This window comes from Bradyrhizobium sp. B124, assembly GCF_038967635.1.
GTDB lineage: Bacteria > Pseudomonadota > Alphaproteobacteria > Rhizobiales > Xanthobacteraceae > Bradyrhizobium.
The window spans coordinates 7,255,170-7,274,688 of the sequence record NZ_CP152413.1; the positions used below are offsets into that span (position 1 = coordinate 7,255,170).

Here is a 19,519-nt window from a genome sequence, read left to right on the forward strand (position 1 = left end):
CACATATTATTCCCCGCATGGAACACGGAATCGCCAATCTGCTGGGTGCGCTGTCGCTCGCCGTCATGGATCGTATCGAGCAAGGTGCGCGCGAGGTGGTCGGCCGCGGCGGCGAGACACCCGCGGCCCTCATCGTCATCGGCTACGGCCAGGGCATGACCAATGACAAGCTGAGGCGGATCCTCGGCCTGTCGCATTCCGGAACTGTCCGGCTGGTGGATCGCCTGGTTTCGGATCGGCTTGTCGAACGTCGCCCCGGAAAGGACGGCCGCGAGGTCGCCTTGCACCTGACGGCGTCAGGCGCTGCATCCCGCAACGAACTGCTGGCGTCCCGGATATCGGCGGTCACGTCATTGCTCGATGTGCTGTCGTCGGCCGAACGGAAGCAGCTTGCGACATTGATCCGCGAGCTGCTGGCAAGGCAGGATACCTCGGAGATGGACCGCTTCACGATCTGCCGGATGTGCGACGACCGGGTCTGCACCAATTGCCCGTTGCCGACGAACAAGAGCCAGCACGTTCGCTAGAGGGATGACCCTACTCCGAGTCGAGCGGCAGGCTCCGCTTCACCTCGCCCCGCGTGCGGGGAGAGGTCGGAACGCATCCTTGGATGTGATCCGGGTGAGGGGGAGCCTCCGCAAGCACAACTATCGCCGGATACGCGGAGACGGCCCCTCACCCCAACCCTCTCCCCGCAAGAACGGGGAGAGGGAGCGCAGTGCCATCGCGGTCACTGCTCGACCTTATGGCGCTAGCGCCTTGCCGTCAGCTTGCGGTCTTGCCGACCGTGAAAACGTACATGTCCCAGAACGTCTCGGGATGATCGACCTCGAAGCGGCGCCACTGGTCCAGATTGGTCTCGTCGGCCGCGCCCGGAAACTGTTTGCGGAATTGGTCGAGCACCGTCGGATCGTCAAACGGCTCGAAGCCCTGGAACGTTAGACCGTGTTCGTTGAGGAATGCCGCGATCTCGGGAATCGCGAGGCGGTGTTCCATGACATTGAACAGCAGATCGCGGCAGCCGCTCATGCTGTAAAAGTCCTTGGCGCCGATCAGCGGCTTCCATTGTCCAGCCTCGCGAAAAATGTCCCGCCGGCACCGTCGGATGTCGGCGGCGGTGGCGCAATAATTGCGTGCGGCGATGCGGGCCCGGGCCTCCACGATGACGCGCCGCGCCAGCTCGCTGTACAGGCCGATGCGCATCGTGCCGCCCGGCCGCAGCAGCGAGACCAGCACGCGCCAGCCGGCAAAAGGCTCGGCAAGATGGTGCAGCACGCCGACCGACTCGATGCTGTCGAAGGTGCGGTCGATCGCGCCCAATTCCAGGATATCCGCCTGCGCATATTCGATGTTGGTCAAGCCCAGCTCGCGCGTCTTGCGGCGCGCATAGGCGAGGCTGGTCATGCTGATGTCGACCGCGAGCAAGCGGGCGTTCGGGTAGACCTGCGCGATCTGGATCGCGTGTGAGCCGGTGCCGCAACCCGCGATCAGGATATCCTGTTCGGCTTGCTGTTCCGCTGTCGCGACGGTTCGGCCCCGCGCCCGATCGGCCGCGAATGCCGTGAGCGGGTTGACGGTCCAGCGCGGATAGGGATTTTCCTCGTATTGGCGCATCACCTCGACGGATACGTCGTTCTTGATCGGGGTGAGCGTCGCAATGGCGCTGCGCTCTTCGATTTCCTCGCGCGGCTCGCGCAGCTGCACCCGCAACAGGCCGGTTGTGGTCGCAGGCCAATCCCGGCGCAGCAGCGCGTCCGCCTGCGGGAGCGCATGAAGCGGGAAATAGGCTGCAACGACCGCGAGCGTGAGCGGCGCGATGGCGACATCTGACGCCAGGTCTTGCAGTAGTCGATCGCGCAATGCGCCCGCACGTTCGCCTTCCACCGCAGTCTGTCCACAGGCATATTCGTTGATGAAGCATTGCCGGGCGAGCGCGCAGGCAAAGGCGACGATCTCGTCGTCCGCTGCGTCCCGATTGCTCGCGAGCCGCAGCAGTTCGGCCCGCGCATGTCCCAGCAGCACCTCGAGCTGCATGTTCGCCAGTGTCGTCGCTTCCATCGCCGAGCGCAGGAACAGGTCGCGCGCAAGCGGGGCGACGCTGTCAGTGCCAAACAATTCGGCGTTCGTCACCGGCAGCGGCCACTTGCCGGCGATCCGCCCGACATAGCTGGTGACGGTTGGACTCTGCAGGATGAAGCCGACGGCCCTTGCCTCCATGCCGAGCGCGAGCGCCTTGCTGAAATGCGCGGCCGCCTTGGCGCGATTGCCCAGCGCCTGGTAGGAATTGCCGGCGTTGTAGTGGCAGGCGGCGTTGACCTCGTCGGAGGCAATGGCCTTTGTGAACATCTTCGCGGCGCCGCGGTGATCGCCGGATGCCTGCGCGATCAGGCCGACAAGGTTCAGGCTCTGCACATGACCGGGCTCACGCGCGAGAATTTGCCGGCAGATCTCCTGCGCTTCGTTGAAGCGGCGCATCCCGTAGAAGCGGCTCGCCTCAGCGGCAAGGCCGGCGATGCTGACGCCCGCGGAGCCGAAAGCGGGAGCGCTTCCGGCGGACTCGTCCCGTCGCTTGCCGGCCGCACGCCGTTCTTTTCGGTTCATGTTCCGTCAACTGGCCCACTGCAAGATGCTGCCGGAAAGCGCGCCGATCGGCTCCAGGCTCAGCCCGGGATCCGCACCGGCAGGTTCTCGATGCCGCGCACGAAGCTGGAATAGACCCGCTTCGGCTCGCCGACCACCTCGATGCGGTCGAAGCGCTTCAGCATCTCCTGCCAGACGATCTTGAGCTGCAGCTCGGCGAGCCGCATGCCGACGCAGCGGTGGATGCCAAAGCCGAACGACAGATGGATGCGCGGCCGGGCGCGATCGATAATGAACTCGTCGGGGCGGTCGATCACCTCGTCGTCGCGGTTGCCGGAGACGTACCACATCACGACGCGGTCGCCTTTCCTGATCGTCTTGCCGCCGACCTCGGTGTCCTGGAGCGCGGTGCGCCGCATATGCGCGAGCGGCGTCTGCCAGCGGATCACCTCCGGCACCATGGTGTCGATCAGCGCGGGGTTCTCCTTCAGCTTCCTGAACTGGTCGGGATGCTCATGCAGCGCCAGCACCGAGCCGCTCATGGTGTTGCGCGTGGTGTCGTTGCCGCCGACGATGAGCAGGATGATGTTGCCCATCAGATTGTCGGGGTCCATGTGCCGGGTGGCGTCGCTGTGCGCCATCATCGACAGCAGGTCGTTCCTCGGCGGCGCGTTGACGCGCTCGTTCCACAGCTTTGAGAAAGTGGCGTAGCACTCGTCCATTTCCTGCCGCCGCTGTTCCGGCGAGTCGACGACGCCGCTCTTCGGTAGCGCGGTGGAGACGTCGGACCAGCGCGTCAGCTTGCGTCGCTCTTCCCAGGGGAAGTCGAACAGCGTCGCCAGCATCTGGGTGGTCAATTCGATCGAGACGCGCTCGACGAAATTGAAGGTCTCGTTGCGTGGCAGATTGTCGAGCACGCTCGCCGAGCGCTGGCGGATCAGCTTCGCCAGCTCGTCGAGATGATTAGGCGTGAACATCGGCGAGACGGTCTTGCGCTGGTGGGCGTGCTTCGGCTGGTCCATCGCGATGAAGCTCGGATAGTCGTAGCCGGGCGGCACGTCGCGGATCGAGATGCCGCCGAGCGTGGAGTCCGAGGAGAAGATGCCGTGGCTGGTGTCGACATGCATGATGTCGTTGTACTTCACCACAGACCAATAGGGCTCGATCGGCGAATTGGTGCAGTAGTGCACCGGCTCTTCCTTGCGCAGCCGCTCGAACCACGGCCACAACGTGTCGTTCTGGAATAGTTTTGGCGCGCCGGGGTGAAAATCCCTGAGGGGCGTCGCATAGGCTTCCTCGCGCGCCTGGCGCAACAGCTCGGCCCGGTCGGCACGGATGGCGGTCTGGACGTTCATGATTCTTGATCCCGGTTGGCTCGCGATGCGTCAGGCGGCAATGCGCACGGGCAGCGTCTCGTAGCCCTTGATGAAGCTGGAATACACCCGCTGCGGCTCCTCCACCACCTCGATCGTGTCGAAGCGCTTGAGGATCTCCTCCCAGATGATCTTGAGCTGCAGCTCGGCGAGACGCAGGCCGACGCAGCGGTGGATGCCGAAGCCGAAGGAGATGTGGGTGCGCGGCCGGGCGCGGTCGATCAGGAACTCGTAGGGTTTTTCGATCGCCTCCTCGTCGCGGTTGCCCGAGACGTACCACATCACGACCTTGTCCCCCTTCTTGATCTGGCGGCCGCGGAACTCGAAGTCGGCCAGCGCGGTGCGCCGCATATGGGCGAGCGGCGTCTGCCAGCGGATCACTTCGGGCACGAAACTGTCGATCAGCGCCGGGTTCTCCTTGAGCTTGCGATACTGCTCCGGATGCTTGCTCAGCGCGTAGATGCTCCCGGACAGCGTGTTGCGCGTGGTGTCGTTGCCGCCGACGATCAGCAGGATCAGGTTGCCGAGGAAATTCTTCGGGTCCATGTTCCGCGTGGCGTCGCTGTGCGCCATCATCGAGAGCAGATCGCTCTTCGGTGGCTGGTCAGCTCGTTCCTTCCACAGTCTTGCGAAATAGGTCGCGCATTCCATCAGTTCGGCCTGCCGCTCGTCCTCGGTGGCGACCAGGCCGCCAGCGCCGGGCAGGGTGGTCGCGACGTCGGACCAGCGCGTCAACTTGCGGCGATCCTCCCAGGGGAAGTCGAACAGCACCGCGAGCATCTGCGTGGTCAGCTCGATCGAGACCTTGTCGACCCAGTCGAACACCTCGCCGCGCGGCAGATTGTCGAGGCACTCGGTCGAGCGGTTGCGGATATTGATCGCGAGTTCGTCAAGGTGCGTCGGCGTGAACATCGGCGCCACGGTCTTGCGCTGCGCCGAGTGGCGCGGCTGGTCCATCGCGATGAAGCTTTCGCGGCGCAGGTCCGGCGGCACGTCGCGGATGGTGATGCCGCCGAGCGAGGCGGCCGAGGAGAACACCGCGTGGTTGGTCTCGATGTCCATGATGTCGTTGTAGCGGGTGATCGACCAGTACGGACCGAACATCGAATCCTTGCAGTAGTGTACCGGATCCTCGCGGCGCAGCCGGTCGAAATACGGCCAGAAGGTATCGGTCTTGAACAACTCGGGATGGCCGGGATCGTAATCCGCGAGAGCAAGCGTGTTGGCGCGTTCGCGTGCAGCGTCCAGATTGGTGTCGTCGACCAGATCGATGGTCCCGTGCATGAGCGGCTCCTCAACCGTTTCGCTGCCGGGGCATCGCCGGCGCGACATGTTTTACCGAATTACATTCTCATTCCGCGGTTTGCGCAAGGGCTCATAACGCGCATTTGGCCGCATTGATGTCAGGTCAAAGCGGCCGAATCCGGGCTTTTCGCCGGTGGAGGGGGCAAGGCGGCGACCAACGCTGTTTGAAACGGCGTTTGATTTGGTTAGGCGGCAGGTGCGAACGGTGCGGGGACTGTCTATTCGGTGCCGGGCTTTTCGCACGGGTAGGTGTCCTGCATGCCCCACAGCAGCAGGAGAGCGATCACCATCTCGCCTTTCGCGGACCGCTTGTCGGCCGACTTGAGCATGATCTCTTCGGTCTGCTCGCTGGTCAGCGCGAGATCGTTGGGCATGCAGAACAGCAATTGTCCGCCATGCCGTTTCAGCCAGGCATTGGAAGCCATCAGGCCGCCCCTGACGCCGTCCAGGTACATATGATTGAAGATGCGAAAGTTCTCATTCTTCGGATTGCGATAGGAATCCAGCCGTATGTCGACGGCAGCGGCGGGAGCTGCCGTCAGCGCCAGGAAGCACACCGACATTATCCACTTGCTCATCGCTACCCTTCCTCGCTTGTCCGGCGTGTTCCTTTGTCACCTGATCCGTAAGTATCTCATTCCCGCGATGGGGTTCGAAGCTCGCGCTCGACGAGGGTGGGATGGCGGCCGCTTTGCTCCGACCCGGGGGCGACCCCGGCATCGAGGACTGCGCTGTTTCCGGCGATGCCGTTAAGGCATGGCCAACCGCACCCCGGCAAAAATCGGCCGGCGATCTCGACCTTGTGTGAAACCTGGATCACACTCGCAGCGACAAACCTGTGCTTTTGATACGCAGAGATTGTCTCGCCTGGAGTTAACCCGTGAACGACATGAGCTGGACCCCGCTGGGGCCGCCGCAGCCGCCCCCGCAACCGGTTCCGCCGCCGATGCCGGTGGCGTTTTCAGGGAACCGGAAGGAGTTTTTCCGGCTGGTCGCGCGCGGCGCCGGGCTCGAGCTCGTCACGCTCGGCTTCTACCGGTTCTGGCTCACCACCGACATCCGCCGTCACCTCTGGTCGAACACCCAGATCGACGGCGACGCGCCGGAATATACCGGCCGCGGCAAGGAGCTCCTGATCGGCTTCCTGGTCGCGCTCGCGATCCTGGTGCCGATCTATCTCGGATATTTCCTGATCGGCATCGAGGCCGAGCATCTCAAGGCGTTCGCCTCGCTGCCGCTGGTCGCCTTCTTCTATCTGTTCGGCCAGTTCGCGATCTATCGCGCGCGGCGCTACCGCCTGACCCGCACGGTGTGGCGCGGCGTCCGCTTCTGGATGAGCGGCTCGGGCTGGATCTATGCGCTGAAGGCCTCGCTATGGGGCGTGCTGGTCGTGATCACGCTCGGCCTCGCGTTGCCATGGCGCGAGGCGGCGCTCGAACGCTACAAGATGCGGCATTCCTATTACGGCGACCTTCAAGGCTCGTTCGAGGGCCGTGGCTGGGAGTTCTTCAAGCGCGGCTGGTGGCTCTGGCTGCTGATGCCGTTCGCGCTCTACAGCACGATCTTCGCCCCGTTCGCCTATGCAGCGTTCAAGGCGATCGAGTGGCGCTGGTGGCTGTCGGGCATCCGCTTCGGCGAGGTCCGGCTGGAATCCACCCTGCGCCGCAGCGCGCTGATCGGCCTGTACTGGAAGGTGATCGGCTGGGTCATGCTGCTCGGCATGGTGTTCGCGGCCTATCTCGTGCTCTGCACCTTCTTGGTCGCCAGCATGGACGGCTCCTCGATCGAGAGCTTCTTCAAGACCGAGGCGTTCGCCAAGAGCATTCCCCTGATCGTGCTGCTCGGCATCGGCTATCTCGCCTTTGCGCTGGCGATGAACGTGGTGATGCGGGTCTATCTGATGCGCGATCTCTGGGTCCGGGTGCTGTCCTCGACCATCGTGCACAACATCGGCGCGGCCGCCGACGTCGCCGCGCGCGGCGATCTCGCCAATGCGCTCGGCGAAGGTTTTGCCGACGGCCTCGACGTCGGTGGTTTCTAAAGCATGATCCGGAAAAGTGCGAAGCGGTTTTCCGAGAAGATCATGCTCAAAAAAGGAGCTAAAGCGCGATGACGATTCAACCCAATCTCGCCGCGCTTTAGCGACATGGACTCCGGTACCAGCGAGACCAGCTCCGCGGCGGCGCCTGCGCCGGGCGCGGTGTTCTTCGACGGCGCATCGAGCCGCCGGCGCTTCGTCGCGCTCAAACTGTCCGATGCGCTGGAGATCAGGGAAGACGGAACGCTGCTCGCGCGCTGGGCGTTTGCCGACATCCGCCGCGCCGACAGCCCGTCCGGTCTGTTGCGGCTGAGCTGCCTGACCGCGCCGGCTCTGGCGCGGCTCGAAATCCGCGACGCGCAGCTGATGGCGGCGCTTGTCGCGCGCTGCGACGCGCTCGAGGCGGATTTGCCGAACCGCCGGGGCGTCGCCGCGATCGTCGGCTGGTCGCTCGCGGCCGCGGTGTCGATCGTGCTGGTGGTGCTGTTCGGCGTGCCGCTGGCTGCCGAGCGGCTGACGCCGCTGGTGCCGGATTCCTTCGAGCGGCGTCTCGGCGACGTCGCGGAAGCGCAGGTCAAGGTGGTGTTCGACGGCAAGCCGTGCAGCAACGCGGCCGGCCAGGCGGCATTCGAGAAACTGGTCGGCAAGCTGCGGGAGACCGCGGGCCTCGACACCTCGGTGCAATCGGGCGTGCTGGCGACCTCGGTGCCGAACGCCTTCGCGCTGCCGGGCGGCAAGGTCTATCTGTTCGAGGGGCTGCTGGAGAAGGCGGAAAACCCCGACGAGATCGCCGGCGTCCTGGCGCATGAGCTCGGCCATCTTCGCCATCGCGACAGCATGCGCGAGCTGATCCACAATGGCGGCACCTCGTTCCTGATCGGGCTGCTGTTCGGCGACATCACGGGGTCCGGCGCGCTGGTCTTCGCCTCGCGCTCGCTGGTGACTTCATCCTATTCGCGCGACGCCGAGACCAATGCCGACAGCTTCGCGATCGAGACCATGCACACGCTCGGCCGTCCGGCGAAGCCGATGGGCGAACTGATGTTCCGCGTCACCGGCAAGGAAGGCGGCAAGGGGCTCTCGATCGTCGCCAGCCATCCGCTGACCGAGGATCGCCTCGCGCGCATGGACAAGGCCGACGCAGCCGGCCGGACCAGCGGCCAGCCGCTGCTGTCGTCGGCCGAATGGCAGGCGCTGAAGGGCATCTGCGGATCGGGCAAGGGCAAGGTGTGAAGCAGGGGATTTCGGACTGGAGCAGTCCCATGCCGCGTGACGTCAGATACTGGTTTCCCGCCAAGCGTTACGGCTGGGGCTGGGGACCGCCGAACAACTGGCAGGGCTGGTCGGTGGTCGCCGGGTTTGCCGCCCTGATCGCCGTTGGTGCCGCAACGATCCTTCCGCACTCTCGCCCTGGCTTCATCGCCTACGTCGCCGTGCTGTGCGTCCTGCTCACCGGCGTGTGCTGGTGGAAGGGCGAGCCGCCCCGCTGGCGCTGGGGCGGCGACTAGAGCATGTTGAGATCAGTTCGAACGGCGACCGCAACGGCGCTGCGCTCCCTCGCCCCGTTCTTATGGGGAGAGGGTTGGGGTGAGGGGCTGCCTCCGCGTATCCGGTGATAGCCGCATTTGCGGAGACTCCCCCTCACCCGGAACGCATCTGACGATACGTCATAGCCGAAGCACTGCTTCGGCGTTCCTGAGAACGGCCGCCGAAGGCGGCCTGTGCCTCTTCCCGCACGCGGGGCGAGGTGAAGCGGTGTCAGCTGCTCGATTCAGCGCAAAGTCATCATGACCTAGCGCAACCCCTACTTCACCAGCCTGAACTTGCCGCCCTCGACCTTGATCAGGAACGCCGACCGCTCGTCGTAGCCATTGTGGTCGGTCGGGCTCATCGTCGAGAGGCCGTTGTTCAGATAGACGTCCTTGCCGCGCTCGAGCTCGTCGCGTAACGCGGCGCGGAATTCCGGCGTGCCGGGCTTCGCCGTCTTCAGCGCGCTCGCCGCCGCCCGTTTGAACAGCGTGACGGCGTCCCACAGATGGGCGCCGAAGATGTTCGGCTTTTGCCCGTTGACCTTCTCGTAGGACGACACGAACTCGTCGCGCGCCTGGCGGAACGGATCGCCCGCCGGCAGATCGTCGGCGATGGTGAAGGCCTCGCCGGTGAAGATTGCGGCCTCGACATTGGCGCCGCCGAGCTTGATGAATTCCTCCGACGCGACGCCGTGGGTCTGGAAGATCTTGCCGGCATAGCCGCGGCTGCGCAGCGCCTCCTGCGGCAGCACCGCCGGCGTGCCTGCGGAGGCGATGAACACCGCCTCCGGGTTGGTCGCGATCACCTTCAGCGCCTGGCCCATCGCGCTGGTGTCGGCGCGCGCATAGACCTCATGGGTCGTGACGGTGAGGCCGAGCGTGGGCGCCAGCCGTGACACCTCGTTGTAGTAGCCTTCGCCATAGCCGTCGGACACGCCGATATAGCCGAGCGTCTTGATGCCGGATTTCGCGATGTATTTCAGGATCGCCGCCGCCATCAGGTCGTCGTTGGGGACCACCTTGAACGCCCAGCGGCGGCGTTCGTCCATCGGCCGCACGATCGCGGTCGCAGCCGCGAGCGAGATGATCGGCGTCTTGGATTCGAAGGCGACGTCGAGCATCGGCATGGTCACGGGGGTCAGCGAGGAGCCGATCAGGATATCGACACCGTCCTGGATCACGAGGCGGCGGGCATTCTGCGTGCCCTTGGTCGGGTCGGACTCGTCGTCGAGCGCAATGTAGACCACCTTCTCGCCGCCGATCTCCTTCGGCAGCGCGGCGATGGTGCGCATCTGCGGCTGGCCGAGCGCCGAGCCCGGCCCGGATGCGGACACGACGACGCCGACCTTGATGTCGGCACGCGCGTCCGGCGCAACCAACAGCGCGCCCGCGAGTATCCAGAGTCCGGCCATGGCCAGCTTCATTGCAATTCCTCCCAGCAGGTTCTTTTTGTGTCAGTGCGGCCAATGATAGCCGACCGGCGTCCGGTTTCGCATCTTATTGATTCCGCCTGATGCGTCTGTCCCCCTGATTGGGGACATCCGGGCCTCGGCTGCGGCCCGGTCGTGAACCTGACGTTTACCAATCCCCTAAAGGCCGCAGGAACCAGTTTCCCTAATCGGGCGGCAATGTCCTGCTGTTATTGAAGGACAGGAAAAGGGACTACGAACCATGTTCAGCATTGTTCGGATCCTCGTCTTGATCGCATCTCGATATGCGGGATCCGTGGTTGCAGGCGTGCAGTTGGACGGCGCGCAGCCGTCGCAAGCGGTCCACGTCCATGATTGAGCATCATCCGATCGCGCCCGAGCACGTGCGCGCCATCTGCGAAGAGATCGGCGAGCGACTGCGCTACGTGCTGCGCGACGACTACGCCGATTTGCCGCCAAGGCTGCGCGAACTTGTCAACGAGATCGCTCTGCAGGATTGCGAGGCGCCGTCGCTGGTGCCGGCAATGGCGGAGATGACGCGGCCGCTGGTCGTCGCGGCCTAGGATATCAGCCTAGTTGTTGCCGTGGTCTGTCTTGGGCGCTTCCAACGACGGCAGGAGCGCGGCCAGCAGGACAAGCGCGATCCCTAAGTCGATTGAAACGTCGGCGACGTTGAAAATCCAGACAAATCGAAGTTTCGAGGCATCGAACAGATCGACGACGGCTCCCAATCGAAGACGATCGATCGCATTTCCGGCGGCTCCGGCGCCGATCAAGGCGAATCCGAAGGCGTTGATGGTCGACGTCGATCGCCGCAGGATGGATCCGAGCAGGGCCGTCGCTGCGGCAAGGCCGACGGACGCCAGCGCCCACTGCGACAACGCACCGTAGTCGGGAATGAGCCCGAATGCGTTGCTGCGATTGAACACGAGGGTGAGATCAATCGGGCCGGGCAGCTCGACGGTGGCGCCGGTTTCGAGCGATCGAAGGGCCCAAAGCTTTGTCAGCTGATCCAGCGCCAGCATCGCGAGTGCGACGCAGAACGCGACGATGCGCGAGCTTCGATATCTTCTCACGAAACCGTCTCTCGCTCCCCGGCCGCCATGGGCAACAACCCCGGTGTCACACCATAGTGTGATGGGCCGTAACGGCCAATATCTCCGACCGTATTGCACCAGACTGGCTTTGAAGTGAGGAGCACAAGTTCGCGTCAGACGTTCTTCGCGACCTTCCGCGTTCGCGTCGGTCCGGCGCCAGCGATCGCCGGCTTGATATTCCACACCGCGCGCACGGCCGCGAAGGCGTGCGCGATCACCGGCTCCCGACGGCGGGCGGCAAGGCAGGCGAACGAGAGATCGCAGGTGAGCTTCACCCGGTCGGAGACCACGAACTGATGCGGGCGCGCCATGCGTGGCGCCAGCACGCTGTCGCGCGCGAGGCTGAGGCAGAGGCCGGATTCGACGAAGTCGATCATCGCCTCTTCCTGATCGGTGTAGCCGACGCGTTTCGGCAAGGCGCCGAGCGGACGGAAGATGTCGTCGAGCATCCGGCGATGACCGGAATGCGGCGGTGTCGCGAGCCAGGGCAGTTCGGCAAGCTCCGCCCAGTCCTTGCCGATCACCCGGTCCCGCCAGCCGATCGGCGCGATCACGCGGTAGTGGTAGCTGAGCAGCGGCGCCAGCTGGTAGCGGCCGTCGGCGATGGTTCGCTCGGCGAAGCTGTGATGGTTGAGCTGCTCCGGCGGCGTGGCGTCGACATAGTAGCCGACGTCGAGCTCGCCCCGGCCGACCTGCGCCAGCACGTCGTCGCTGACGCCATGGCGCAGAAACACTTCGGTGCGTTGCGAGGACATTGCAAGGCTGCGCACGAATGGCCCGAGCCGGGTGAATTCGGGGTCGAGGATGGTGCCGACGCGCAGCGTGCCGCGCTGCGCCTCGTTCAGCGAGTCCGCCATCGCCTTGAAGTCGGATGCCGCGGCCACCGCCCGGTGCGCCAGCGGCAGCAGCGCGGCGCCGGCCTCGGTCAGCGTGAAGCCGCTGGGTGTGCGGTTGAACAGCTGCAGCCCGGTGCTTTCCTCCAGCGCCTTGAGTTGCAGGCTGACCGCCGGCTGGGTCAGTTTCAGCATCGCTGCAGCGCGCGATACAGTGCCCTCACGGGCAACCGTGATGAAGCAACGCAAGGCCTGGGTACGGGGAAGCTCGGTCATTGTGTGAGCTTATAGCACACTTTTCCTGCCGCGCATCCGACCTTGTCGCGTGATTATAATACAACCAATACGAGAAATCAGGATGGCTGCCACGCAACCATGCCTTCCGTGCGTGCGCGCACCTCCGGCGAGGCAAGGCAGGTCGCGACCGCTTCATAGCCCACCGCACCGGGCACCGGCGTGGCGCAGATCGGCACGCTGTGATTGGCGGGGCACAGGATGATCGCTTCATCGTCGCCGACCGCGTCGAGGTCCAGGATCGCGTTGGAGCGTGTGAGGAAGAACAGCGGCCGCGCCTCGGGCCCGCGGCGGCGCAGATGCGCGATCACGGCTTCCTGGCTGGCCGCATCGAGCCCCTGCTCGAGCATGTCGATCACCAGGATGCTGTCGCCGTCGGCCTCGAGAGCGGCGAGCAGGGTGGTCAGTGCGGCTGAGTCCACCGCGCCGTCGGCGAGCAGGGCGGCAAGGCTCGCCTCGACCCTTGCCTTGTGCGCCGGGTCGGCATCGAGCCGCGCACGAACGGAAGCGCCGCCGTCGGCGGTGCGGTCCAGCCCCACGAATCTGGCGTCGGGCAGCACTTCGGCGAGCCGCTGTGCGAGGCGCGTCTTGCCGCTGCCGAGCGGGCCGACGATGTAGTTCAGCAGCTTGATGTCACGCAGTTCGAAGCGCTCGCCGCCCCACGGCCACGGCAGATCGAACGCGACGCCGATCGCCGGCCGCGCCCTGACCGCACCGATGAGATCGCGCGTCGCGGGCATCTTGCCGCGGCCGAGGTCGGCGCGCAGCCGGCGCACCCTGGCGATGCTGTCGCCGGATTGGCGCATCCGTGCTTCGAGCGTGGCCTCGTGCGCGGCCAGCACGCGATCGAGGATCACGGCATCGCCGCTCAGGATTCGCGCCACTTCATTGATGCTGAGGCCGAGCGCGCGCAGCGCGACGATTTCGGCGCCGCGCGCCATCTCGGCCGCACCATAGGCGCGCCATCCCGCCGGCGTGCGGCCGGGGGCGATCAGGCCGCGCTCCTCGTAGAGGCGCAGCGCTTTCGCCGAGATCCCGAGCTGCCGTGCAGCTTCGGACGGACTGAGGAAACGGGCAGCAGGAGCATTCATCGAATCACCTCGCGTCGTCTGACCGCGCTTCTATGGAGGCGGCCGCAGGGGCAAGGTCAAGCGGGGAGGGTGGTGATTTCGCATCGGGTGGAGTGAGGTGAGCACGCTGCTGAGGCTCCCTCTCCCGCAAGGGGGGAGGGAATCCTACCGCCGGTGCGTCCCTTACGCGCGCGTTGCGCGAGAATGCGAAGCTGCGTCCTCATCCACAACTGTCATCGCCCGGCTCGACCGGGCGATCCAGTACGCCGCGGCTTCTCGGCTCAAGCACTGCTGTTTCTGGAATACTGGATCACCCGCATGCGCGGGTGATGACACCGAACAAGCTGTTTGACGGTGGAGTCGAGACCTATCCTCATCGTCGTCCTGGCCTTCGCCAGGACGACAGCGGTGTTTCTGGCGAGCACCATCACCGATCGCAGCCACCCTCACTCCAGATGGTTCACCTTCGCCACCCAGGCGCGGACGTCGGTGAGCACTTCGGGCAGCGCGGCCTTGACCTCCTGCACGTTCATGCCGGGCTTGATGCGGGGGTCGTAGAGCAGGTTGAGCAAATATTGGTCGTAGACGTCGAAAAAGCCCATCGAGACGCTGTCGTTGAACATGGTCCACGGCACGGTCGCGGTGTCGTTGATCGGGCCGAGCGACTGCAACAGCTCCTCATAGGCGCAGTCGAGGAAGACGAAATCGCCATTGTCTACGGTGAGGATGACGTCGGAATGCTCGATCTCGTAATTCTCGTTCTTGCGGAAGCCCGACAGGCATTGCGGATCGAGCGAGGCGCGGATCTCCTTGGCGCGCTCCTGGCCGTAGAAGGTCGCGATCGTGCGGTAGAGCTCGCGGTCGCGCACCAGCTTGACCACGACATTGGCCGCGTCGTTGTTATCGGTCATCGCGATGTCGAGATGCTGCACCTTGGCTCGGATGTCGGCGATGACCTTGGAGAGCTGGACCTTGCGGTCGGCGCGGTTGCCGTCGGCGAACACGCGCACCGGTCTGTCGTATTTGCGGATGCGGTCGACCCGACCGGCGAGATGATATTCGGCGCCGAACGCGGTTTTCAGAAAGCCCTCGACGATCTCGGCGTCGGTAAAGACCTTCTTCTCGTTGCGCTGGCGCGAGGTGATGGCCGGAATCTCTGCACCCGTCGCCGGTACGATGGCGTCGGTGAGCGAAGTGGCGAGCGCCGCGGCGAGCAGCAGCAGGATAAGCGAGCAATGTTGGCGCATTCGAACCACGCTGCCGCAATGCGCCCGGCAGCGCAAGGCAAGATCAGCGATCTCGCCGCATGGAAGCGCCTGGTTCCGTTGAAATCGACGCGATCAGTTCTTCACCACTACTGTGGCGCCGACCGAGACGCGATCATAGAGGTCCTTGACGTCCTCATTGGTCATCCGGAAGCAGCCCGACGAGACCGCCTGGCCGATCGTCTCGGGTTCGTTGGAGCCGTGGATGCGGTACAGCGTCGAGCCGAGATACATTGCGCGCGCGCCGAGCGGGTTCTCGATGCCGCCGGCCATGTGGCGCGGCAGATCGGGGCGGCGGCGCAGCATGTCCGAGGGCGGCGTCCAGGACGGCCATTCCTTCTTCGCGGAGATGCGGTGCACACCGCTCCAGCGGAAGCCGTCGCGGCCGACGCCGATGCCGTAGCGCAGCGCCTGGCCGTTCGCCATCACCAGATAGAGCCGGCGCTCGGCGGTGTTCACCACGATGGTGCCGGGGGCGTAGTTGGTCTCGTAGTTGACGGTGGTGCGCGGGATCGGGCTTGCGCCGCCACCGCCGAAGAAGCTCGGGGCTTCGGACTGGTAGCCGCGGGAATCGAAGAACTGGGCGTGGGCCTGGCCGGCACCTGCCAGGATCGTGAGCGCGGCAAACATCAAGGCAATCGGGCGCATCGTCATCGTCCTCGCGAACAATCAAATATGCAGCCAAAAAGGCCACAATCGCCGGCCTTTCGCAAGCGACGAAGCTGTGACATCAGCCATTTTCCGACAACACGGTTTAAAAAGGCAACAGACCGTAAGCGATAGCTGCATTGTCCCGCCAAACCTTTGACGAAGCGGCTGAAGAATGGTTGATCTGGAGCGTTTTCAAGCGAAGTGGGGACCGGTTCGCGTCAAGAAAACGCGACCAAACAAAAGGATGAGAGCATGATCCGATTCAATCGGATTGGATCATGCTCTGAAGCGACCTCAAGAACATCTCGAAACGGGAGCGTGAGCATGAACGGTGCGGAAAGTCTGGTGCGGACGTTGGTCGCGGGCGGCGTGGACGTCTGCTTTACCAATCCGGGCACCTCGGAGATGCATTTCGTCGCAGCACTGGACAAGGTGCCCGGCATGCGCTGCGTGCTCGGCCTGTTCGAAGGTGTGGTGACCGGTGCGGCCGACGGCTACTTCCGCATGAAGGGAACGCCGGCCTCGACGCTGCTGCATCTCGGGCCCGGCCTTGCCAACGGCCTCGCCAATCTGCACAACGCCAAGAAGGCGCATTCCGGCATCGTCAACATCGTCGGCCAGCACGCCACCTATCACATCGAATACAACGCACCGCTGACGTCCGACATCGAAGGCCTGGCACGGCCGATGTCGGCCTGGGTGCGCACCTCGCCGGACGCCAAGTCGGTCGCCCGTGATGGCGCCGCCGCGATCGCCGCGGCCAGCGGCGCGCCGCCGCAGGTTGCGACCTTGATCCTGCCTGCCGACACCGCGTGGAACGAGGCCGACGGGGTGGCCCAGGTGCCTGTGGAATCGCAGCGCCGGAACTATTCGCCACAGGCCGTCGAGAGCGCCGCCAAGGTGCTGCGCAGCGGTGAACCGACATTGCTGCTGATGACCGGCAGCGCGGTGACAGAGCCGGGGCTGGCGCTGGCGGCGCAGATCGCCGGCAAGACCGGCTGCAAGGTCATGGGTCAGCTGGCGAGCCCGCGGATGGCGCGCGGGCGCGGGCGGTTTTCGATCGAGCGGGTGCCTTACGTGGTCGAGCTGGCGCTCGCGGCGCTGAAGGGCTTTCGGCACATCGTTCTCGTCGAAGCCAACGAACCCGTCGCGTTCTTCGCCTATCCGAACAAGCCGAGCCTGCTGAAGCCGGAGGGATGCGAGGTGCATCGCATGACCTCGAGCGGGGAGAATTCGGTGGCGGCGCTGCAGGCACTGGCCTCTGCGGTTGGCGCCAAGCCGGCCGATGTGAAGCCGCAGGCGACCGTCGAACTGGTGAAGCCGACCGGTGCCTTGAACCACGCGTCGATCGCCCAGGCGATCGCGGCTGCGGTTCCTGACAATGCCATCCTGGTCGACGAATCCATCACGACCGGGCGCGGTTTCTTTCCGCTGACGGCGAGCGCCGCTCCGCACGACTGGATTCAGAACCTGGGCGGCTCGATCGGCTATTCGACGCCGGTCGCGACCGGCGCCGCGATCGCCTGTCCGGACCGCAAGGTGATCTGCATGGTCGGCGATGGCAGCGCGATGTACACGATCCAGTCGCTGTGGACGCAGGCGCGCGAAGGGCTCAACATCGTCACCATCGTGTTCGCCAATCGCATGTACCAGATCCTGCGCGGCGAGTTCGATGGCGTCGGCGCCGGCGAACCGGGCAAGCGGGCGCAGGACATGCTGAGGATCGACAGCCCGACGCTGGATTTCGTCGCGCTCGGCAAGAGCATGGGCGTGCCGGGCCGGGCGGTGACCACCGCGGACGAGTTCAACAAGGCCTTGGCGGAAGCCATCGCCGAGCCGGGCCCGCGGCTGATCGAAGTGCAGGTGTAGCAGCGCTGTTGCGGGGCTGCGGCGGCGGCCGAGCATGATCCGGACGGGAACGGCCGCGTTAGCGCAAAGTGCGAAGCGGTTTTCCCTGCGACAAACGCGATGCGTTTGCGCGGAGATCATGCTCAAACAAAAGAGCTAAAGCGCGATGATGGATCAACCTGACCTCATCGCGCTTTAGTCCAGTCGGAGGCGTCAATGCAGACCGAGCTGAACAAGGTGATCGCCGCCGTTAAGGAATTCTACGCGCAGGAGACGTTTCTGCTGGAGCGCGATCTCGGCGAGCGAACGCTCACTCACCGGCTGGCGGTCTATGTCGAGCGGCAGTTTCCCGGCTGGCAGGTCGACTGCAACTATGATCGGCTCGGCGAGCGCACGCTGCGGCTGCCGCGCGGCTCGGGGAGCTCGACCGACGACCATCTCGGCAAGTCGATCTATCCCGATATCGTCGTGCATCAGCGTGACATCCCGAACAATCTCCTGGCCATCGAGCTGCGCAAGGACAGCAACCACCAGCCGCTCGAGCACGACCAGCGCAAGCTGCAGGCGCTGACCGATCCGAATGTCTGGTTTGCCTATGCAATGGGCGTTCTGGTGATCGTCGGACAGCACGGCGTGAGCCATTCCGAAATCTATGCCGGCGGCGCCGTCGACAGCGCCACGTCGCGCTGGTTTGCGGAGCGCCTACGCGAGAGCGGGCTCGCGGGCAGGCGCGACGATGGTGCCCAGCATTGACTCTATCGCGATGAATCTTGCTCTGCATCGCAGTGATAGCCCGTTTGGATCATGCGTTGCCGCTGCACGCGCGTCACAACAGAAGGCGCGGGAGGTGGAGCAATTCCTGGAGCTGGTGGTCAATTTTCAGAACGATCCGATGGCGGTGCGGATTATCGGCTCTGCGCCTCTTTCGCTCCCTCTCCCGCACTTGAATTCGCTGGTCCAATTCTCACGGCCCCAACACTCACTGCCCCAACAATCACCGCCCCAAGCGGTCGGCGCATTTGATTGCGACGTGACGGGCGAGGCGGCATCCGCACCGAGACAGCAAGCAAAAAGGCCGCCTTCGGGGCGGCCTTTTCCGTGATCGCCAGATCCGTGATCGGCTACCGCGACTATTTCTGTTTATTGCTTGGCCGCATCGTCGCCGGTCGTGGCGCCAGCCTTGGTACCTCCCTTGACGCCCCCCTTGGCGCTCGATTTCTTGGCGGTCTTCGCTTTCTTCTTCGGCGCCATTTTGGTCGCCTCGCCCTTGGTCGCCGTGTCGCCGCTTTGCGCTGCGGGGGCCTTGTCCTGCGCGAGTGCGGTGGACGAGACGAAGGCAAGCGCCGTGGCGGCGAGGATCAGTGTTCGCATCGGATGGTTCTCCCAAGTTGGTTTCCGGCGCCCCTCAACGGGACAGAATGTCGCAGGTTCCGCGACCCCGATCAGCAGTCCGTGAGCTGTGCGTGAACGGCGCTGCCGCTTCGAGATGGGCGGAACCGGCAACCGCGAGCCGCGTTATGTCGCTGGGCAGGAGTTCCGAGGAGAGACGCCATGCGCTGGCGGTCAATGACGGAAACCACCAACACGGTGCTCGACACCGCCCCCGAGGATACCTTCTACACGGTGGGCTGGACCATCAGCGGACTGGCGACACTGGCCACCATCGTCGCGGTCTGGATGTTCGGGATCTGAGGCGAGCGATCCGTGCGGGCAACCGGCTTGCCGGAGCCGGCAGGCGGTCGCGGCCTGCGCCGGTCAGCTATTTCCGCAAAATGGCCAGCGCTTCCCGGTAAAGCTGCGAGAAACCGAGCAGGAGCGCGCTCGACAGCAGGAACGTCGCGATGCTGTCATAATCGTCGGCCGTCGGCCAGGCGAACTCGAAATAGGGGGGCATGAACACCCACCAGACGATCGGCACCGTGATGATGGTGGCAAAGGCGCCGGCCGGTGCGCCGCCCATCAGCCCGGCGATCAGGATCGCCGGCACGAAGGCCGCGAAATAGAACTGCATGCCGAAGCTTGCGAACATCTCCTGCGTCGCGGTGGCGAGCACCACGGCCAACAGGGCGACGACGAACGTCGACAATGACCAAGGCCGCAGCTTCAGAATGTAGTCGTTGCCCTTGCGCATCGAGACGTCCCGGCCTCCGCGAGTTCCGGGAAGGTAGCCGAGGAGGCCTGCAAACAAAACCCCGTAGGACTCCGA

The 19,519-nt window shown here is 64.8% G+C and carries 20 protein-coding genes; 8 read left to right on the plus strand and 12 right to left on the minus strand.

The window, feature by feature from the left end; all coding sequences use genetic code 11:
- The first annotated feature begins 17 nt into the window (after positions 1 to 17).
- On the plus strand, positions 18 to 527 hold the full coding sequence (locus AAFG13_RS34550) for a MarR family transcriptional regulator (protein ID WP_342709554.1): 510 nt from the start codon (positions 18 to 20) through the stop codon (positions 525 to 527).
- Positions 528 to 765: 238 nt separating this feature from the next.
- Here AAFG13_RS34550 and AAFG13_RS34555 read toward each other — a convergent pair whose 3' ends face one another.
- From AAFG13_RS34555 to AAFG13_RS34570, 4 genes are all read right to left on the minus strand, one after another.
- Positions 766 to 2,601 carry a methyltransferase domain-containing protein gene (locus AAFG13_RS34555; RefSeq protein ID WP_342709555.1) on the minus strand — a complete coding sequence of 612 codons (1,836 nt, stop codon included), beginning with the start codon at positions 2,599 to 2,601 and terminating at the stop codon, positions 766 to 768.
- 59 nt (positions 2,602 to 2,660) lie between these two features.
- Positions 2,661 to 3,935, minus strand: coding sequence for a cytochrome P450 (locus tag AAFG13_RS34560; RefSeq protein ID WP_212319516.1), 1,275 nt, complete (start codon positions 3,933 to 3,935; stop codon positions 2,661 to 2,663).
- Between the two features lie 30 nt (positions 3,936 to 3,965).
- On the minus strand, positions 3,966 to 5,237 hold the full coding sequence (locus tag AAFG13_RS34565) for a cytochrome P450 (protein ID WP_212319518.1): 1,272 nt from the start codon (positions 5,235 to 5,237) through the stop codon (positions 3,966 to 3,968).
- 239 nt (positions 5,238 to 5,476) lie between these two features.
- Positions 5,477 to 5,836: a hypothetical protein gene (locus tag AAFG13_RS34570; protein ID WP_342709556.1), complete on the minus strand. Its 360-nt coding sequence runs from the start codon at positions 5,834 to 5,836 to the stop codon at positions 5,477 to 5,479.
- A gap of 302 nt (positions 5,837 to 6,138) precedes the next feature.
- Here AAFG13_RS34570 and AAFG13_RS34575 point away from each other — a divergent pair, with 302 nt between their 5' ends.
- The 3 genes from AAFG13_RS34575 to AAFG13_RS34585 all read left to right on the plus strand — a co-directional run bounded on the left by AAFG13_RS34575 (position 6,139) and on the right by AAFG13_RS34585 (position 8,804).
- A complete protein-coding gene (locus tag AAFG13_RS34575) occupies positions 6,139 to 7,299 on the plus strand; it encodes a DUF898 family protein (RefSeq protein WP_342709557.1) in 1,161 nt (386 codons plus the stop codon).
- A gap of 105 nt (positions 7,300 to 7,404) precedes the next feature.
- Positions 7,405 to 8,529 (plus strand): M48 family metallopeptidase, encoded by a 1,125-nt coding sequence (locus tag AAFG13_RS34580; protein WP_342709558.1) that lies wholly within the window; start codon positions 7,405 to 7,407, stop codon positions 8,527 to 8,529.
- A 29-nt stretch (positions 8,530 to 8,558) separates the two neighbouring features.
- Positions 8,559 to 8,804: a hypothetical protein gene (locus AAFG13_RS34585; RefSeq protein ID WP_342709559.1), complete on the plus strand. Its 246-nt coding sequence runs from the start codon at positions 8,559 to 8,561 to the stop codon at positions 8,802 to 8,804.
- Positions 8,805 to 9,100: 296 nt separating this feature from the next.
- On the opposite strand, the gene AAFG13_RS34590 is transcribed toward AAFG13_RS34585, so the two are convergent.
- A complete protein-coding gene (locus AAFG13_RS34590) occupies positions 9,101 to 10,249 on the minus strand; it encodes an ABC transporter substrate-binding protein (RefSeq protein WP_342709560.1) in 1,149 nt (382 codons plus the stop codon).
- A 356-nt stretch (positions 10,250 to 10,605) separates the two neighbouring features.
- Here AAFG13_RS34590 and AAFG13_RS34595 point away from each other — a divergent pair, with 356 nt between their 5' ends.
- Positions 10,606 to 10,818 (plus strand): hypothetical protein, encoded by a 213-nt coding sequence (locus AAFG13_RS34595; protein WP_342709561.1) that lies wholly within the window; start codon positions 10,606 to 10,608, stop codon positions 10,816 to 10,818.
- Between the two features lie 9 nt (positions 10,819 to 10,827).
- Here AAFG13_RS34595 and lspA read toward each other — a convergent pair whose 3' ends face one another.
- The 5 genes from lspA to AAFG13_RS34620 form a co-directional block, all read right to left on the minus strand.
- Positions 10,828 to 11,535, minus strand: coding sequence for a signal peptidase II (lspA, locus tag AAFG13_RS34600; protein WP_342709562.1), 708 nt, complete (start codon positions 11,533 to 11,535; stop codon positions 10,828 to 10,830).
- Positions 11,466 to 12,461, minus strand: coding sequence for a LysR family transcriptional regulator (locus tag AAFG13_RS34605; protein ID WP_342709563.1), 996 nt, complete (start codon positions 12,459 to 12,461; stop codon positions 11,466 to 11,468). The genes lspA and AAFG13_RS34605 overlap by 70 nt, the downstream gene beginning before the upstream one ends.
- Positions 12,462 to 12,538: 77 nt before the next feature.
- Positions 12,539 to 13,570 carry a MerR family transcriptional regulator gene (locus tag AAFG13_RS34610; protein ID WP_342709564.1) on the minus strand — a complete coding sequence of 344 codons (1,032 nt, stop codon included), beginning with the start codon at positions 13,568 to 13,570 and terminating at the stop codon, positions 12,539 to 12,541.
- 425 nt (positions 13,571 to 13,995) lie between these two features.
- Positions 13,996 to 14,796 carry a DUF2927 domain-containing protein gene (locus AAFG13_RS34615; protein ID WP_342709565.1) on the minus strand — a complete coding sequence of 267 codons (801 nt, stop codon included), beginning with the start codon at positions 14,794 to 14,796 and terminating at the stop codon, positions 13,996 to 13,998.
- Between the two features lie 93 nt (positions 14,797 to 14,889).
- Positions 14,890 to 15,468 carry a L,D-transpeptidase gene (locus AAFG13_RS34620; RefSeq protein WP_212319538.1) on the minus strand — a complete coding sequence of 193 codons (579 nt, stop codon included), beginning with the start codon at positions 15,466 to 15,468 and terminating at the stop codon, positions 14,890 to 14,892.
- Between the two features lie 321 nt (positions 15,469 to 15,789).
- On the opposite strand from AAFG13_RS34620, the gene AAFG13_RS34625 reads away from it, so the two are divergent.
- Together AAFG13_RS34625 and AAFG13_RS34630 are read left to right on the plus strand one after the other, a co-directional pair.
- Complete coding sequence (locus tag AAFG13_RS34625; protein ID WP_212319540.1) at positions 15,790 to 17,334, plus strand: acetolactate synthase large subunit; 1,545 nt, start codon at positions 15,790 to 15,792, stop codon at positions 17,332 to 17,334.
- A gap of 195 nt (positions 17,335 to 17,529) precedes the next feature.
- Positions 17,530 to 18,066, plus strand: a complete 537-nt coding sequence (locus AAFG13_RS34630) for a hypothetical protein (RefSeq protein WP_342709566.1) — start codon at positions 17,530 to 17,532, stop codon at positions 18,064 to 18,066.
- A gap of 387 nt (positions 18,067 to 18,453) precedes the next feature.
- Here AAFG13_RS34630 and AAFG13_RS34635 read toward each other — a convergent pair whose 3' ends face one another.
- Positions 18,454 to 18,684, minus strand: coding sequence for a hypothetical protein (locus tag AAFG13_RS34635; RefSeq protein WP_342709567.1), 231 nt, complete (start codon positions 18,682 to 18,684; stop codon positions 18,454 to 18,456).
- Positions 18,685 to 18,864: 180 nt separating this feature from the next.
- Between AAFG13_RS34635 and AAFG13_RS34640 the strand changes: the two genes are divergently transcribed.
- A complete protein-coding gene (locus AAFG13_RS34640) occupies positions 18,865 to 19,005 on the plus strand; it encodes a hypothetical protein (RefSeq protein ID WP_171947715.1) in 141 nt (46 codons plus the stop codon).
- A 67-nt stretch (positions 19,006 to 19,072) separates the two neighbouring features.
- On the opposite strand, the gene AAFG13_RS34645 is transcribed toward AAFG13_RS34640, so the two are convergent.
- On the minus strand, positions 19,073 to 19,444 hold the full coding sequence (locus AAFG13_RS34645; RefSeq protein WP_097677242.1) for a DUF4118 domain-containing protein: 372 nt from the start codon (positions 19,442 to 19,444) through the stop codon (positions 19,073 to 19,075).
- Between the last annotated feature and the right edge of the window lie 75 nt (positions 19,445 to 19,519).